Here is a 16,908-nt window from a genome sequence, read left to right as displayed (position 1 = left end):
TCACTATTTAGGCATCGCCAGCCATTCACCAACGACTTTCTTGTAGGCGCCGGTGGCTTTGGTGAGATGCAGCCATTGATCAACGTACGCCTTCCAGGCCACGTCATCTCGCGGCAGCAGGTAGGCCTTTTCGCCGTACTGCATGTAATTCGACGGATTGACCGTGCACAAGCCGGGGATGCGTTTCTGCTGGTACAGCGCTTCGGACGCGTCGGTGATCATCACTTCGGCTTGCTTGTCGAGCAACTGCTGGAAAATGGTTTTGTTGTCGTGGAAGGCCAGACTGGCCTTGGGCAGGTAGGCATGGGCGAAGGCTTCATTGGTGCCACCTTGAGGCTCGATCAGTCGAACGCCGGGCTGATTGATCTGCTCAAGGGTCTGGTACTTCGACTCGTCTTCGCAGCGCACCAGCGGGACCTTGCCGTCGATGTCCAGCGTGCTGCTGAACGCCGCCTTCTTCTGCCGCTCCAGGGTGACCGAGATACCGCCGACGGCCATGTCGCATTTGCCGGCCGTGAAGTCGCTCATCAGGGTTTTCCAGGTGGTCGGGACCCACTCGATCTTCACGCCGAGGCTCTGGGCCAGCGACTGAGCCAGCTCGATGTCGATGCCTTCGTACTGGCCGTCTGGCTTGAGAAAGGTGTACGGCTTGTAATCGCCGGTCGTGCAAACGGCCAGCTGGCCCTTCTGCATGACGGTGTCCAGGTGCGACGGGGTCTCAGCGGCCTGAGCCTGGATGCTGCTGACCATGCTCAACAGCAAACCGGCGGTGATGCGTGTGTTCATCGAGTCGATCCCTCTGCGTCAAATGCCTGTCTGCCGTTATAGAGGCGGTCGCCACAGATGGGAAGTGTTATCCCGCAGAGGAGGGCGGGACGTCTTTCGCCCGCTTGGCTGCCTGGCGGGCGGGGCGCGTTTTCGCGCGACGATGCCGATACAGCGCGACAGCTGCGCCCACCACAACCACGCCGATGAAGATCGGCATTTTATAAGGCTTCAGGTTGCCGAGCATGTTCTCCAGGAAACCGCCCGCCCAATAGCCGGCGGCCAGAAACAGGCTCGCCCAGACTGCCGCGCCGATCAGGTTGATCACCGCAAAACGGATAGGCGACAAGCGACTTGCGCCGATGACCAGAGGCCCGATCAAACGCATGCCGTAGAGAAAGCGCACCGAGAAAATGGACGCCGTGGGGTAGCGCTTGATCAGGTCGGACACGCGATCGATGGTTGCTTGCTGGCGGTGCAAGCGCGGCATCAGGCGTGGCCCGAAATGGCGCCCGGTCCAGAACAGAATCTGATCGCCCAGCATCCCGCCCAACGTGGCGTAGAGCAGCACCTGCTGCCATTGCAGTACGTGCTGGTGCGCCGCCAGCCCGCCGAGGATCAGGATGGTTTCCCCTTCCAGCAGGCAGCCGATGAACACGGCCCAGTACCCGTAGTTTGAGAGCAGATAGTTGAAGTCGATGTGTTCGAACATGGAAGGCCGATGGTTTTCGGTGAATGGATGCCTGCTGAAAAGTCCAGCATTGTGCGCCTTGGGGGACGCACTGCACGGCGTTCGACCGAAGCGGATCGACATCGGTTCGGTCGCTTTAAGTCGAATCCTCTCGCGCCGCTCCGTCAGGGAAAGGTCTGTGGATCGCTCAGGCAGTGGATCAGGTGATCGTAGACAAGTCGTACCCTGCTCGGCACCGGGCCTGACTGCGTCCGGTACACGGACAGGTCCATGGGCGGCGGCGCGACGTTAGGCAACACCTCGACCAGACCCCCGTCGCGAAGATGCGCCTCGGCCAGGTAATGGGGCATCTGCGCAAATGTGACGCCTGCCAGCACGAATTCCAGCTCAGTCTCCGGGTCATCACAACTAAAGGCGGGGGAGGGCGGCAAGTAGCTTTGGCCTTCGGACAGAAACCACGGCCAGGGTCGTCCGTTGTTACGGTCAATCAACGTAGACAGCGGCAGTGTTTTCAAGTCTTCGAGTGTGGCCGGCATCCCGACTGCCGCAATCAATGCCGGCGCTGCCACGATCTTCAACGGCACATGCGCCACCGCCCGCGCGATGTAGCGCCGGTCCCGGACCGTGCCAATGCGAATGCCGATGTCGATCCTCGAGGCGACGGCATCGGTGAGCTGGTCGTCCAGGCTCAACTCGATCCGCAGGCCGGGATGTTGCTGCATCAATGGCTGGAGAAAACCGGCCAGATAGAGCTTCCCGATTGAGTGCGGCGCTGTGATGCCCACGCGGCCCACCACTTCCGCCGCAGGGTTTTTCGTGTGGGCGGCGAACAAGCGATCGAATTGGTCGAGGGTCTCACGCGCCTGTCGCGCAACCTCTGTGCCGTACGCCGTGACATGGGCCTGTCGTGTGCTGCGATGAAACAACGGCTCGGCGAAGGTTCGCTCAAGCTCTTTGATGGCACGCGTAACCTTTTGTGGCGAGGTGCCAAGGCGAGTCGCGGCTTCCCGAAACGTAGGCGCGTCAACGGCCACCAGAAAGATACGCAGCATTTCCATTCGGTTAAGCATGTAAGGCCGCTCGTATTCCAGAAAGTGGAATTCTAAAAACCGAACTCTTCCATTTTGTGGCAGGAATATCCAGCGCAAACTGGCTCCCATCAACTTCCCATGCGTCAGGAGAACTGCAATGAGCAATGGCATTCAAGGCAAAGTCGTCGTCATCACCGGCGCAAGCAGCGGACTCGGCGAAGCCACCGCGCGGCATCTGGCAAAACTGGGCGCCAAGGTCGTCCTCGGCGCCCGCCGTCAGGAGCGCATGGACGTCATCGTCCGCGACATCAAGGCTAACGGCGGTGAAGCATCGGCCTACACCGTTGACGTCACTCGCCGAGACGACCTGTCAGCACTCGTTGAGAACGCCATTCGCAACTTCGGCCGCATCGACGTCATGATCAATAACGCCGGGCTCATGGCCATTGCGCCTATCGCGGAATTGCGCGTCGACGAATGGGACCGCATGATCGACATCAACGTCAAAGGCGTCCTCTACGGCATCGCCGCCGCACTGCCGAAGTTCGAAGCGCAGGGCTCCGGGCACTTCATCAACATCTCGTCGGTGGCCGGCATCAAAGTCTTCAGCCCGGGCGGCTCCGTCTACAGCGGCACCAAGTACGCCGTCCGCGCGATCTCCGACGGCCTGCGCCACGAAGTCGGCGGCAAGATCCGCACCACCACCATCGAACCCGGTGCCGTGGATTCAGAGTTGAAATTGGGCAGCGGCCATCAGCCGAGCGCGGATGTGATCAAGGAGTTCTACAAACAAGCGATCCCGGCCGAATCCGTCGCCCGCGCCATTGCCTATGCGATTGAACAGCCGGGGGATGTGGACATCAACGAGATCGTGCTGCGGCCGACTTCGCAGGACTTTTGATGGGGGCAAATATTGCGGCGTGACACCCGGCGCCTTCCCGGCTAAAGCCAGTCCCACTGAGTGTACGCATAGTAGGACCGGCTTCAGCCGGGAAGAGGCCGGTATGATCGCTATCAGATTGCGACATGCAGCTTTGTTCTCCGCTGAATCCAGTCTTGATAAGTGGGAGAGCCAGCGCCTTACTGCAAATCAACCGTCAGCGACGGCGCCCCGAAACTCACCAGTTGCGCGTTGGACTGGCTCAAATATCCGCTCCAGAAACTCTCCAGCTTCTGCACCGTATTGCCCGACCGATAGCCATTCTTGGCAGTCCCGGGCACCAGACCTGCACCCAATACATACACCTTGGCACCGCCCAGGTCGGCAAACAGTTTCTTCTGCTCGACCTTCTTCAACTCGGCAGCCGGGTCAATGGCGCGGATCTGGTTGCTGGCGTAGAAGCTTCCGAAGTCGCTGTTCTCCAGCATGTCCGAAACCAACAACACCACCTTCTCCCGCGCAGGCCGTGGCGCGATGTCTTCGCCTATCTGCTTGAGACTGAAAAAGATCTCGCTCTTGGCGATGTCCTCGCCCGGCTTCGCAAAACTTTCCACCAGTTTCTGGCCAAGCGTTTTGCGGAAGAAATCGACTTGTTTGGTCAGGCAGCTGTCCAGCTGACGCAAACTGTTCATGCCGATATCGTCGCGTTTCTTCTCGTCCAGCTTGTCTTCAAGTTGCCCGGTATACATCAGCTTCATGTAATTGCCGGGCAAGTAGGCCGAAAACTGATACAGCCGAACGCTGTCACCCGGTTTGACGTACCGCAGCGCGTGACTGTAAGTCGAGTCCTTCAGGTCCTTTGGCAACTGAACCGTCTGGTCGACGATGATAGTCAACTCGCGTCCTGAGGAAGCGGGCCGGTATTCGGACAGTTTTGCAAACTCATAGCAACTGGGAAGGTCATTGCGCTCAGCCGCGTGCAGTAACGGCGTGCCCAGTAACAGGAAAGTGCTTGCCAGCAAGGCGCGCCCGTTCATCTCACTGCTCCTGACGGGTTTGGGTGGCTTTTGCGGCCATCCGTTGCAGTTTCTGGACTTTCTTCAACTGCTCGACAGTGACCTGGTACTTACCGGCGAGGAATGCCAGTTCGTCGTCGTCGAAGTCATTCAGATCGTCAAAGTTGTCCGGGTCGAGTGCGACTGCAGGCTTCAGTGCAACTGGGGTCGCTTCTGGAATCGCAGTGGGCGTTGCCATCGCCAACTCGGCCGTCGCTGGTTGAGTAACCGCAGGCTTTGCCCTCGCACGCTCGTACGCCTGGTCTGTGCTCAGCTGCTCGCGGCGCAGACGGTCTTGCTCCAGACGGCTGTCGTCGCTCTTGCGGAAACCCTCATGGCGCTTGGTCACATAAGTATCGAAGTTGCGATGGCCAAACCCTTTGAGCAAATGCTCTCGCTCATGGCCTGAGGTGGTAATGCGATTGGCAAGCCGACTTTGTAATGCCGTCAGTTTGGCCTGCGCATCCCGGGCGACCCGTTCGCGAAGATTCTGATAGTGAGCCGCAAACTCTTCGGCATTATTGAACCCACGCGTGTATTGCCACGCTTGTCCCGACTGTTTCCCCGCGAAGGAGAACCGATTGGATAGCACGATGCCCACGCCCTGAATGCCCAGGAAAATCACCGAAAGAATAATGTAAGTCGTCAGCGACGCAGCGCGGATGGCTTCCATTTTGTCGTGAGCCGAGGTCTGATCGGCACTCTGATTTTCCTGCGCGCTTTCGGCCGGCAACTCGAATGGTGAGTCCGGCAGTTTGTTGTTGCCCGACTGAGTCTGGCTGAAGGCATCCGGGTTGCTGACCAAATCAACTTCCATGGATTTGAGGCTGTAGTTACGGATGACAAAGGCACCAATCGCAATCGCCAGCACATAAATCAGGCAGACCGTTGTCCAGGTGTATTTAGGCGTGACGCGCGCGTTGTGGTCAGTGCGGTTAAGCACTTTCAGATAGTTGGGTTCGTCGTCGTCGCGGTAGGTATTGTCGATATCAACTTTGGTGTCCGCCTCCAGATCTCGCGGCGTGCGCGACTGTTCATACCAGGTGCGAATTTTGGTAATCAGGCTGCTGTGATGCATCTCGCGGCCTGCCATCTCGGTGAAAAATACAGCAGCGACAGAGAGCAGAAAGGCCGTGAACCACGCCAGCATGCCAGCGACATTGGCGGATATGTTCTGCACCATAAACGGCGCGAGGACATAGGCAAAACCAACGGCCTCAAAGAAGATCAGCCCGATGATCAGCATCCACATGAAGAAGCCTTTCTCCCGTCGACCGGTCTCGTGAACCTTGTTCAGGTAATCACGGCACTTGTCATAGAAGTCCGGGCTTTTGTTCAGCTCATGGTAATAAGAGTAATAGTCGGCGCAAAGGCGCGTTTCACTGTCCATCCAGCCATCGGCATTAGTGATGGGGGGCTTGCCGCTCCAGCGACTGATTCGACCTACGAGCGGCAGCGCATACGCTACGTTCATATAGAAGTAACTGACCTTCGACCACCAGATCTTGATGGCAACCAAGAGCACCATCGTGCTCAGGATCAAACCCACTGCCACCCGGTGCAGTACAAGAAAAGCAGTCAGGGCGTCCATTGAAAACTGTTCCATGTTGTTCCTCGAGCGTTACGTACTTCAGGTGCGGATAGGGACGAATTTTGCGACGTAGCTCTCGCCGGTTTTGTCATAGAACAACTTGCCGTCTACTGCCTTGCCACCATTCTTATCCAGAACTATGTCCATGCAGTTCACCGGCGCCTGGGCGTCATCGATGAATACGCGATAGAGCACGGTGTCCTGTCCTTCGAAGGTGTTGGCAACAGCGGCGAGTGTGGTCGCCTTGCCTTTCTTGTTCTGGTCGTAGCCTTTAACCAATTGGATACGGGGCTGCTTGGCAATCTCTGCGTTGTTGCGCAGCACGGCGATTGGCGTGATGGTCACCAGGTTGCCGTTGACGTTGTTGGCCCAGACTCTGCCGTTGTAACCGGGCAAGTAATCGGTGGTCTCGTGCTCGGCCAGTTCTTGCCCGCTCGCAAGGTTCTTCACCGCGCCGGCAACCCGCGGGCGGTCCGCTTCACAGCTCGCGACCGGCACGCTTGCATTGGCTTTGCTGATCAGCGTGAAGCCTGTGGATTCCATCGGTTTGACCAGGCGGGCCAACTGATTGACATCACCGCTGGCGGGGCTTCCGCCGAAATCGACGAAGTTCGAGGGCGATGCGGCAACCGGTTGCTCGACAGATTTTGTCGGCGCCTCAGCTTGAGGTGCAGACGCAGCGACTTTAGCTTTGGACGTGGATTGGTTGCGTGTGCCATGGGCCAGGTAGCGCGGGTTGCTGCGCTCCTGTTTGACGCGTTGTTCCAGCAGCGCCGTGGACTCCAGCTGGACGATTTCGACCCGCCGATTCTGGGCGCGCCCTTCGGTAGTGGTGTTATCGGCGAGGGGGCGAGCAGCGCCTACACCCTGGAAGTACAGACTCTGAGCTGAAATACCGGCCTCGGCCAGGACTTTACCTACGCTGCGCGCACGACGTTCGGAGAGTTGCTGGTTGAAATCTGCCGAGCCGGTCGCGTCGGTATGCCCGACCACCAGAACCGCTTGCGGCTGGGCGCTGGACTGACCTTGTGCCGGCTTGAACGCATTGGCGAGCTTGCGCACCTGACGCAGGCCATCGGCCGTCAGTTGGTCGCTACCTGTGGGGAACATGCCCTGGTCTTCGACCTGAGCGACGATGCCTGCATCGGCCATCACTGCGGGCTTGCCATTCTGCGCGGGGGCCTGCGCTTGCAGCGTGTCGATCTGCATCTTCAGGTGTTCTTCCTGCGCGATCCGCTGCAGCTCCTGCTGACGGTTCTGCCAGACATGGCCCACCGCGCAACCCGCTGCACCGCCAACCACGCCGCCTGCCACGGCTTTACCCGCATTGCCCGTAGCCGCGTAGATCAAGCCCGCGCCGAGCAATGCCCCGCCTGCGCACCCTATCGCCGTGCCGTAGTCACGGCCTGCCTGATCGAACGTGGCGCAACTGCTCAGCGTCACTGCCAGTGCCAGCACTGTCAGCTTGCCGGGATGAAAAGACTTCAATGCGTACGCTCCTTGTGAGACTGCGAAAACGCACGGACACAAATGACCCGGCCCAATCGCCTGTCTTCGTCCGTGATGAAAAGCCTTCAATGGATCCGATTTTTCAGGTGGGGGATTTCACCACAGCGGGGCAGGGGATTCAATGTCAAAGGGCCATTCCCGTTTGGTTTCGGGAATTCTTGCTGAAGGATCAGCCGAGGCTGGCGATGAGCTGAGGACGCGGGTGATTGATGCTGATGCTCATACGTTCAATAAATCCCGCCCACAAAAAAACCGGCTCAAAACTGGCCGGTTTTTTTGTGCTTCAAGTCACGTAACCACTTGAAGGTGTTGCTGTTTGGTGCCCCGAGGGAGAATCGAACTCCCACTTCTTTCGAAAACGGATTTTGAATCCGCCGCGTCTACCAATTCCGCCATCAGGGCTCAATGGCGGCGAAGTATAGAGATGAGCCTACCGTTGGTCAATCATGTTTCATGGTCAATTTTCACTTATTCGGCTAAACTTCCCGGCCCTGCTAGACGAACCCCATCATGCGTGTCGCTGACTTTACCTTCGAGCTCCCGGATTCATTGATCGCTCGCCATCCTTTGGCGGAGCGACGCAGCAGCCGTTTGCTGACCCTCGACGGGCCAAGCGGCGCGCTGGCACACCGCAAATTCACTGATTTGCTGGAGCATTTGCGCCCCGGCGATCTGATGGTCTTCAACAATACCCGGGTGATTCCGGCGCGGCTGTTCGGGCAAAAAGCCTCGGGCGGCAAGCTGGAAATCCTGGTCGAGCGCGTTCTCGATCAGCACCGTGTGCTGGCCCATGTGCGCTCCAGCAAGTCGCCCAAGCCGGGTTCGACAATTCTCATCGACGGCGGTGGCGAGGCCGAGATGGTCGCGCGCCACGATGCGTTGTTCGAACTGCGCTTCGCAGAGCCGGTGCTGCCATTGCTCGAGCGCGTCGGGCACATGCCGTTGCCTCCTTATATAGACCGCCCGGACGACGATGCCGATCGCGAGCGCTATCAGACCGTGTACGCCCAGCGCGCGGGTGCGGTGGCGGCGCCGACGGCAGGTCTGCATTTCGACCAGACCATGATGGCCGCGATCGCCGAGCAGGGCGTCGAGACCGCATTCGTGACGCTGCACGTCGGCGCGGGTACGTTTCAGCCGGTGCGCGTCGAGCGCATTGAAGATCACCACATGCACAACGAGTGGCTCGAAGTCACTCAGGAAGTGGTCGATGCCGTGGCGGCGTGTCGCGCACGCGGTGGTCGGGTGATCGCCGTGGGCACGACCAGCGTGCGTTCGCTGGAAAGTGCCGCACGCGATGGCGTGCTCAAGCCCTTCAGCGGTGACACCGATATCTTTATCTACCCGGGCCGACCTTTTCACGTGGTCGACGCGCTGGTCACCAACTTCCATTTGCCGGAATCGACGCTGTTGATGCTGGTCTCGGCATTCGCCGGTTATCCCGAAACCATGGCGGCCTACGCGGCTGCGGTGGCGCACGGTTACCGCTTCTTCAGTTACGGGGATGCCATGTTCATCACCCGCAATCCCGCGCCGACCGCTCCCGGGGAATCAACCCCGACGGACTCGGCCCCAGAGGATCAAGCATGAGTCGCACCTGTCGTATGTCTTTCGAGCTGCTGGCCACCGATGGCAAAGCGCGTCGCGGTCGTCTGACCTTTCCTCGCGGCGTTGTCGAAACGCCTGCGTTCATGCCGGTCGGCACCTACGGCACGGTCAAGGGCATGCTGCCTCGGGATATCGAGGCCATTGGCGCTCAGATGATCCTCGGCAATACCTTTCACCTGTGGCTGCGTCCGGGTACTGAAGTCATCAAAGGCCACGGCGACCTTCACGACTTCATGCAATGGAAAGGCCCGATTCTGACCGACTCCGGCGGCTTCCAGGTGTTCAGCCTGGGCGCGATGCGCAAGATCAAAGAGGAGGGCGTGACCTTCGCCTCTCCGGTCGACGGCGCAAAAGTGTTCATGGGGCCTGAAGAATCGATGCAGGTTCAGCGCGACCTCGGTTCCGACGTCGTGATGATTTTCGACGAATGCACGCCGTACCCGGCCGACGAAGAGGTTGCGCGCACCTCCATGGAGTTGTCGCTGCGCTGGGCCAAGCGCTCCAAGATCGCCCATGGCGAAAACACGGCGGCGCTGTTTGGCATCGTTCAGGGCGGCATGCACGAGAACCTGCGCATGCGCTCCCTCGAAGGCCTGAACGAACTCGACTTCGACGGCCTGGCAATTGGCGGCCTGTCAGTCGGCGAGCCCAAGGACGAGATGATCAAGGTCCTGGACTACCTGCCGGGGCGCATGCCGGCTGACAAACCTCGTTACCTTATGGGTGTAGGCAAGCCCGAAGACCTGGTTGAAGGTGTCCGCCGCGGCGTCGACATGTTCGACTGCGTGATGCCTACGCGCAATGCGCGCAACGGTCATCTGTTCATCGACACCGGTGTGCTGAAAATCCGTAATGCGTTCCATCGATACGATGAGTCGCCGCTGGATCCGACCTGCGATTGCTACACCTGCAAAAACTTCTCCCGCGCCTATCTGCATCACCTGGACAAGTGCGGCGAAATGCTGGGTAGCATGCTCAATACGATCCACAATTTGCGCCATTATCAGCTGCTTATGGCTGGTTTGCGCGAGGCTATTCAACAGGGTACATTGGCCGCCTTTGTCGACACGTTCTATGCCAAACGCGGGCTTGCTACGCCGCTATTGGACTGAGCGACATCCGGTCTTTCGCTTCCTATTATTAAAATATGCAACTGGAGTGTTAAATGAGCTTTTTCATCTCTTCCGCTTTCGCGGATGCGGCTGCCCCTGCCGCTGCAGGCCCTATGGGCGGCGGCTTCGAGTGGATTTTCCTGGTCGGCTTTCTGGTCATCTTCTACCTGATGATCTGGCGTCCACAGGCCAAGCGCGCCAAAGAGCAAAAGAACTTGCTGGGCAACTTGCAGAAGGGTGACGAAGTCGTCACTACCGGCGGTATCGCAGGCAAGATCAATAAAGTGACTGATGACTTCGTTGTTATCGAAGTCTCCGACACCGTAGAGCTGAAGATCCAGAAGGGCGCAATCGCTGCCACCCTGCCCAAGGGCACTCTGAAAGCCATCTGATTCCAGTCTTTTACCAATCGACGGGGCGCGCAAGGCGCCCCGCGTTATAAGCAGGCGGCGTGATGTTGAACAAATACCCTCTGTGGAAATACATCCTGATCCTGGCAGTGCTGGTGATCGGTTTTATTTATTCCGCACCCAATCTCTACCCTGATGACCCGGCTATTCAAGTCACCGGCGCAAGTACTGCGCTGCAGGTCAATCAGGCTGATCTGGATCGCGTAAGCAAGGCGCTTACCGATGCTGGCATCGCGGTCAAGGGCGCGTCTCTGGCCGAGAACGGCAAGGGCGGTTTGTTGCGTCTGACCAAACAGGAAGACCAGCTGCCAGCCAAAGATGTTGCACGCAAGGCGCTGGGCGACGATTACGTTGTCGCGCTCAACCTGGCTCAGACCACGCCGAAATGGCTGCGCAGCATTGGCGCTACGCCGATGAAGCTGGGTCTCGACCTGTCCGGCGGCGTGCACTTCCTGCTTGAAGTCGACATGGACAAGGCGCTGAGTGCGCGTCTGAATGTCTACGAAGGCGAAGTGAAGAGCCTGCTGCGCAAGGAAAAAGTGCGCTATCGCAGCCTGCCCCAGGACAACGGCGCCATCCAGCTGGGCTTCAGCGATGCTGATACCCGCGAACAGGCCCGTGCCCTGATCCGCAAGGACTACACCGATTTCGATATCACCACGAGTGATCGCGGCGAAATGCCGATCCTGCGCCTGGCCATGACGCCAGCCAAGATCGCTGAAATCCGCGAATACTCGATCAAGCAAAACCTGACCACCGTGCGTAACCGGGTCAACGAGCTGGGTGTTGCCGAGCCGCTGGTTCAGCGTCAGGGTGCCAACCGCATCGTGGTTGAGCTGCCAGGTGTTCAGGACACTGCCGAAGCCAAGCGTATTCTCGGCAAGACGGCCAACCTTGAGTTCCGTCTGGGCGCAGGTCCCGATGACAACAAAGCCACCACCGAGATGTTCGAGTTCCGCGAGGGCGGTCGTCCTGCGGCGCCGGTCGAGCGTGGTCTGATCATCACCGGTGACCAGGTGACCGACGCCAAGGCCGGCTTTGACGAGCACGGCCGTCCCCAGGTGAACATCAAGCTGGACGGCCATGGTGGTGATCTGATGAGCCGCGCCACCCGCGCGAACGTCGGTCGCAGCATGGCGGTGATCTTCATCGAGCAGAAGCCGACCACCACGTATACCAAGCAAATGGTAAACGGCGTCGAAAAAGACGTGCCGGTCCAGACGTTCAAGGAAGAGAAGAAAATCATCAGCCTGGCGACTATCCAGTCGCCGCTGGGTGCTCAATTCCGCATCACTGGCTTGAACGGCGCGGGTGAATCTTCCGAACTGGCGTTGTTGCTGCGTGCCGGTGGTCTGGCTGCACCGATGTACTTCGCTGAAGAACGCACCATTGGTCCGAGCCTGGGTGCCGACAACATCACCAAGGGTATCGATGCATCCCTGTGGGGCATGCTGTTCGTCTCGCTGTTCATCCTCGCCATCTACCGCTTCTTCGGTCTGATCGCGACGGTGGCACTGGCCTTCAACATGGTCATGCTGCTGGCGCTGATGTCGCTGCTGGGAGCAACGCTGACCCTGCCAGGCATCGCCGGTATCGTGTTGACGATGGGTATGGCGGTCGATGCGAACGTGCTGATCTTCTCGCGGATTCGTGAAGAGATCGCCAATGGCATGACGGTCCAGCGTGCGATCAACGAGGGCTTCGATCGCGCGTATACCGCGATTCTCGATGCCAACCTGACGACGCTGCTGGTCGGCGGCATTCTCTTTGCGATGGGCACAGGCCCGGTGAAGGGTTTTGCGGTCACCATGTCCCTCGGGATCTTTACCTCGATGTTCACAGCCATCATGGTGACCCGCGCAATGGTCAACCTGATCTTTGGCGGTCGTGACTTCAAGAAGTTGTGGATTTAAGGGGCTGCCATGAAACGTACGATCAACTTCATGGGCGTTCGCAACATTGCGTTCGCCATTACCATGCTCCTTACCGTTCTGGCGTTGTTCAGCTGGTTCTATAAAGGGCTGAACTTCGGTCTGGACTTCACTGGCGGTACGCTGATCGAGCTGACCTACGAACGTCCGGCCGATCTGCACAAGGTGCGCGAAGAGCTGGTGGCGTCGGGTTACACCGAAGCGGTTGTGCAAAGCTTTGGTGCGACAACTGATCTGCTCGTCCGTATGCCGGGTGAAGACCCGCAGCTGGGCACACAGGTTGCCGACGCGCTGCGCAAGACAGGGGCCGATAACCCGGTAACCGTCAAGCGCGTCGAGTTCGTCGGTCCGCAAGTGGGTGAAGAACTTCGCGACCAGGGCGGCCTCGGCATGCTGCTGGCCCTGGGCGGTGTTCTTGTCTACCTGGCCTTCCGCTTCCAGTGGAAGTTCGCGGTGGGGGCCATCGTCTCGCTGATCCATGACGTGGTGGTGACGATGGGCATCCTCTCGTTCTTCCAGGTGACCTTCGACCTGACCGTACTGGCCGCTGTGCTGGCGATCATCGGTTACTCGCTCAACGACACCATCGTGGTATTCGACCGGGTTCGCGAGAACTTCCGTCTGCTGCGCAAGGCATCGCTGATCGAGAACATCAACATCTCCACCACGCAGACGTTGCTGCGGACCATGGCCACTTCGATTTCCACCCTGCTGGCCATCGTCGCGCTGTGGATCTTCGGCGGCGACAGCCTGCACGGTTTCTCGGTGGCGCTGTTCATCGGTGTTCTGGCGGGTACGTACTCGTCGATCTACATCGCCAACGTGGTGTTGATCTGGCTGAACCTGCGCAGTGAAGACCTCTTGCCACCGGTCACTGTCGACAAAGTGGATGATCGTCCGTAACCGATACTGGTAACCGGCCATCACCTGAAAAGGCGCGAGTGTGAACTCGCGCCTTTTTTTATGCTCCAAGGCTGGGAGTAGCGCGAGCAATCGCGCTGAATATCGTCAGGAGGTTCACGTGAACAAGTCGTTGCTTATTGGTGCAGTATTGGGTGCTGTCGGTGTCACCGCCGGTGGTGCTTTGGCCACCTATAGCCTCGTAAAACAAAGCGGCCCAGAGTACGCAGACGTACTTGCCGTCGAGCCTGTGAAAGAACAAATCAAAACGCCGCGACAAGTCTGCAAGGACGTTGCCGTGACTCACCGAGCGCCGGTCAAGGACCAGCATCAAATCGTGGGGAGTGTCATCGGTGCCGTAGCGGGTGGCCTGCTCGGCAACCAGGTGGGTGGCGGTAATGGCAAGAAGATCGCCACGGTCGCCGGTGCGGTGGGTGGTGGTTACGCCGGTAACAAGGTCCAGGAAGGCATGCAGAACCGCGACACCTACACAACGACTGAATCGCGCTGCAACACCGTCAACGACATCAGCGACAAGGTTGTTGGCTACAACGTGAAGTACAAGCTCAACGACAAAGTCGGGCAGGTACGTATGGATCGTGATCCAGGCAGCCAGATTCCTGTTAACAAGGACGGTCAGCTGGAGTTGAGTCAGGCCGGCCAGTAACAGCCTAACCCGCTGATCAAAAAGCACCTTCGGGTGCTTTTTTGTTGATTGGAACATAGGAGCTGAAGCATAAAAAAAACCGGCACATGGCCGGTTTTTTGTACAGTCTGCTTGGCTTAACGCTTAAGCGAAGTCGGCACAAACGGAGCGATCGAGGTCAGCACCGCTTTGAAGCATTTGGTGTTGCCCGCAACGATGTGGCCCTTTTCAAGGAAGTCGTGACCGCCGTTGAAGTCACTGACCAGACCGCCTGCTTCCTGAATCAGCAGGGCGCCTGCGGCCATGTCCCACTCCGACAGACCCGATTCCCAGAACGCATCGAAACGGCCCGCAGCCACATAAGCCAGGTCCAGGCTCGCGGCGCCGGCGCGACGGATGCCGGCAGTCTGGCCCACCAGCGAACGGAACATGTTCATGTAGTTATCGAGGTTGTCGAGTTGGTTCTCGCGGAACGGGAAACCTGTGCCGAGCAGTGCGCCTTCAAGGCTCTTGCGCGGGCTGACGCGCAGACGACGGCCGTTCAGGGCAGCGCCGCGACCGCGGCTGGCGGTGAATTCTTCCTGACGGACCGGGTCCAGAACAACGGCGTGTTCCAGGCGACCGCGGTATTTGCACGCGATGCTGACGGCGAAGTGAGGAACGCCACGCACGAAGTTGGTGGTGCCGTCGAGCGGATCGATGATCCAGAGGTAGTCGGTGCCTTCGCCGCTGCCTTCATGCAGGCCGCTTTCTTCGCCAAGGATGCCGTGGGTTGGATACGCCTTGCGCAGGGCAGTGATGATGCTCTGCTCGGCGGCGCGGTCGATTTCGGTCACGTAATCTTTCGCGTCTTTTTCGTCGACCTTGATGGTATCCAGGCGCTCGATGGAGCGGAAAATCAATTCGCTGGCGCTGCGGGCGGCGCGCAGCGCGATATTCAGCATGGGCTGCATGGATGGATCACCTAGGTCGTTAAAGAGAGCCGGCCATTCTATTGGTTCTCTTGGATGATTTCCAGCGCGAGTGCAGACTTTGCCGCGCGTCCGGTCGGCTTGGCGTGAGCAACTCGGCGATGCTCTGTGCCGTTTTAGTGGCGCATCCCTTGCGTGAGGCGCAAGGTTCGTGGCGTTGAAGCAAGCGCTTCTGTAACATTCGTCCCCCTTTTCACCTGCTAGCGAGACTTCACCAGTGCTGCAAAATATTCGTGTCGTCCTGGTCGGTACCAGCCATCCCGGAAATATCGGTGGCGCCGCACGTGCCATGAAAAACATGGGCCTTTCGCGTCTGGTGCTGGTTGATCCCGCCATGTTTCCCCACCATGAAGCCGATGCGCGGGCATCTGGGGCGGGCGACATTCTGGAGGGCGCGCAGGTCGTGGCGACGCTGGAAGATGCGTTGGTGGGTTGCAACCTGGTATTAGGCACCAGCGCGCGGGATCGCCGCATTCCCTGGCCGCTGCTCGACCCTCGCGAGGCGGGCGTCAAGACCGTCGAGCATGCCGCGCTGGGCGAAGAGATCGCATTGGTGTTCGGTCGTGAATACGCCGGCCTGACCAACGAAGAGTTGCAGCGCTGTCATTACCACGTGCACATCCCCTCGGACCCGGAATTCAGCTCGTTGAATCTCGCCGCCGCCGTGCAGGTGTTGAGTTACGAAACCCGTATGGCCTGGCTTGCCGCCGACGGACAGGCAAGCAAGGTAGAGAAGTTTGAGGTCAACTCGGTGCGCAGTACCGAACTGGCGACCATGGATGAGATGGAGAAATTCTATGAGCATCTCCAGTCCACGCTGGTCACCATCGGTTTCCTTGATCCCGAAAAGCCGCGTCACTTGATGGCCCGGCTGCGTCGTCTCTACGGCCGCTCTGCGGTGAATCGATCCGAGATGAGCATCTTGCGCGGTATCCTCACCGAAACCCAGAAAGCGGCGAACGGCGAACCCTACAAGCGGAAGGATCAGTGATGTTCGAGCGTTTGCGGGAAGACATTCAAAGCGTGTTTCATCGTGACCCGGCGGCTCGAAACGCCTTTGAAGTGCTCACCTGCTATCCCGGCATGCACGCCATCTGGCTGCATCGGCTGTCCGGCTGGCTGTGGCGCAACGAGCTGAAATGGCCAGCACGCATGGTCTCCAACTTCGGCCGCTGGCTGACGGGGATCGAGATCCATCCGGGCGCGAAGGTCGGCCGGCGCTTTTTTATCGATCACGGGATGGGCATCGTCATCGGCGAAACCGCCGAGATCGGCGATGACGTGACCCTCTACCAGGGGGTGACCCTGGGCGGTACCAGTTGGAACAAAGGCAAGCGCCATCCGACCCTGGAGTCTGGCGTGGTGGTCGGTGCGGGCGCCAAGGTGCTCGGCCCGTTCACGGTAGGCGCGGGCGCAAAGGTCGGTTCTAACGCAGTCGTGACCAAGCCTGTGCCGGCGGGGGCAACGGTGGTGGGTATTCCGGGACGGATCATCGTCAAGTCAGACGACGAGGCGCAAGCAAAGCGCAAGGCCATCGCCGAAAAGCTCGGCTTCGATGCTTATGGCGTCAGCGAGGACATGCCGGATCCAGTGGCGCGCGCGATCGGCCAATTGCTCGATCACCTGCAAGCGATGGACGTGCGCGTGGAAGACATGGGCAAGGCATTGAAGAGCCTGGGCGGTGAATACCGCGAGAAGGAATTGCCGGAGCTGCGTCAGGAAGTCTTTGAATGCATGAAAGAGCGTTCCGAAACTGATGCTCCCGCCAAATAAGGCAGCGCGCGCCTGCAGGCGGCACATGTGCCAAT

General features: G+C 59.1%; 16 protein-coding genes and 1 tRNA gene. 9 read left to right on the top strand and 8 right to left on the bottom strand.

Translation table 11 applies throughout. From position 1 onward, the window contains the following. Positions 1-3: 3 nt before the first annotated feature. The 3 genes from AC3ISG_RS20025 to AC3ISG_RS20015 form a co-directional block, all read right to left on the bottom strand. Positions 4-795, bottom strand: a complete 792-nt coding sequence (locus AC3ISG_RS20025) for a transporter substrate-binding domain-containing protein (RefSeq protein WP_489299560.1) — start codon at positions 793-795, stop codon at positions 4-6. 58 nt (positions 796-853) lie between these two features. Continuing rightward, a complete protein-coding gene (locus AC3ISG_RS20020) occupies positions 854-1,477 on the bottom strand; it encodes a DedA family protein (RefSeq protein ID WP_489297784.1) in 624 nt (207 codons plus the stop codon). Between the two features lie 143 nt (positions 1,478-1,620). Further along, positions 1,621-2,508: a LysR family transcriptional regulator gene (locus AC3ISG_RS20015; protein WP_489297783.1), complete on the bottom strand. Its 888-nt coding sequence runs from the start codon at positions 2,506-2,508 to the stop codon at positions 1,621-1,623. A 136-nt stretch (positions 2,509-2,644) separates the two neighbouring features. On the opposite strand from AC3ISG_RS20015, the gene AC3ISG_RS20010 reads away from it, so the two are divergent. After that, positions 2,645-3,388 carry an SDR family oxidoreductase gene (locus tag AC3ISG_RS20010; protein ID WP_489297782.1) on the top strand — a complete coding sequence of 248 codons (744 nt, stop codon included), beginning with the start codon at positions 2,645-2,647 and terminating at the stop codon, positions 3,386-3,388. Between the two features lie 179 nt (positions 3,389-3,567). Here the strand turns inward: AC3ISG_RS20010 and AC3ISG_RS20005 are convergent, their stop codons facing one another. The 4 genes from AC3ISG_RS20005 to AC3ISG_RS19990 all read right to left on the bottom strand — a co-directional run bounded on the left by AC3ISG_RS20005 (position 3,568) and on the right by AC3ISG_RS19990 (position 7,924). Then, a complete protein-coding gene (locus tag AC3ISG_RS20005) occupies positions 3,568-4,404 on the bottom strand; it encodes a hypothetical protein (RefSeq protein WP_272632423.1) in 837 nt (278 codons plus the stop codon). A 1-nt stretch (position 4,405) separates the two neighbouring features. Further along, positions 4,406-6,028 (bottom strand): hypothetical protein, encoded by a 1,623-nt coding sequence (locus AC3ISG_RS20000; protein ID WP_489297781.1) that lies wholly within the window; start codon positions 6,026-6,028, stop codon positions 4,406-4,408. Positions 6,029-6,052: 24 nt separating this feature from the next. Beyond that, positions 6,053-7,501 carry an OmpA family protein gene (locus AC3ISG_RS19995; protein WP_122535012.1) on the bottom strand — a complete coding sequence of 483 codons (1,449 nt, stop codon included), beginning with the start codon at positions 7,499-7,501 and terminating at the stop codon, positions 6,053-6,055. Between the two features lie 338 nt (positions 7,502-7,839). Continuing rightward, positions 7,840-7,924: transfer RNA gene (locus tag AC3ISG_RS19990), tRNA-Leu, on the bottom strand. A 108-nt stretch (positions 7,925-8,032) separates the two neighbouring features. Here AC3ISG_RS19990 and queA point away from each other — a divergent pair. From queA to AC3ISG_RS19960, 6 genes are all read left to right on the top strand, one after another. Continuing rightward, positions 8,033-9,112, top strand: coding sequence for a tRNA preQ1(34) S-adenosylmethionine ribosyltransferase-isomerase QueA (gene queA, locus AC3ISG_RS19985; RefSeq protein ID WP_489297780.1), 1,080 nt, complete (start codon positions 8,033-8,035; stop codon positions 9,110-9,112). Between the two features lie 14 nt (positions 9,113-9,126). Continuing rightward, complete coding sequence (gene tgt, locus AC3ISG_RS19980; RefSeq protein ID WP_489299559.1) at positions 9,127-10,242, top strand: tRNA guanosine(34) transglycosylase Tgt; 1,116 nt, start codon at positions 9,127-9,129, stop codon at positions 10,240-10,242. A 53-nt stretch (positions 10,243-10,295) separates the two neighbouring features. Continuing rightward, the gene (gene yajC, locus AC3ISG_RS19975) at positions 10,296-10,634 is read left to right on the top strand and encodes a preprotein translocase subunit YajC (RefSeq protein WP_037012510.1); all 339 of its coding nucleotides are present in this window, start codon (positions 10,296-10,298) and stop codon (positions 10,632-10,634) included. A gap of 62 nt (positions 10,635-10,696) precedes the next feature. Further along, positions 10,697-12,565: a protein translocase subunit SecD gene (secD, locus tag AC3ISG_RS19970; protein WP_122535015.1), complete on the top strand. Its 1,869-nt coding sequence runs from the start codon at positions 10,697-10,699 to the stop codon at positions 12,563-12,565. A gap of 9 nt (positions 12,566-12,574) precedes the next feature. Further along, the gene (secF, locus tag AC3ISG_RS19965; protein WP_122535016.1) at positions 12,575-13,486 is read left to right on the top strand and encodes a protein translocase subunit SecF; all 912 of its coding nucleotides are present in this window, start codon (positions 12,575-12,577) and stop codon (positions 13,484-13,486) included. 118 nt (positions 13,487-13,604) lie between these two features. After that, positions 13,605-14,150 (top strand): glycine zipper 2TM domain-containing protein, encoded by a 546-nt coding sequence (locus AC3ISG_RS19960; RefSeq protein WP_122535017.1) that lies wholly within the window; start codon positions 13,605-13,607, stop codon positions 14,148-14,150. Positions 14,151-14,266: 116 nt separating this feature from the next. Here AC3ISG_RS19960 and suhB read toward each other — a convergent pair whose 3' ends face one another. Then, positions 14,267-15,082, bottom strand: coding sequence for a type III secretion system regulator SuhB (suhB, locus tag AC3ISG_RS19955; RefSeq protein WP_065990032.1), 816 nt, complete (start codon positions 15,080-15,082; stop codon positions 14,267-14,269). 235 nt (positions 15,083-15,317) lie between these two features. Between suhB and trmJ the strand changes: the two genes are divergently transcribed. Continuing rightward, complete coding sequence (gene trmJ, locus AC3ISG_RS19950) at positions 15,318-16,091, top strand: tRNA (cytosine(32)/uridine(32)-2'-O)-methyltransferase TrmJ (protein ID WP_122623401.1); 774 nt, start codon at positions 15,318-15,320, stop codon at positions 16,089-16,091. After that, positions 16,091-16,873, top strand: coding sequence for a serine O-acetyltransferase (gene cysE / locus AC3ISG_RS19945; RefSeq protein WP_489297779.1), 783 nt, complete (start codon positions 16,091-16,093; stop codon positions 16,871-16,873). The genes trmJ and cysE overlap by 1 nt, the downstream gene beginning before the upstream one ends. The last annotated feature ends 35 nt before the right edge of the window (positions 16,874-16,908 follow it).

Source organism: Pseudomonas sp. GL_135 (assembly GCF_057834665.1).
Note: the sequence above shows the minus strand (reverse complement) of the source record. Positions and strands in the feature narration are given on the sequence as shown.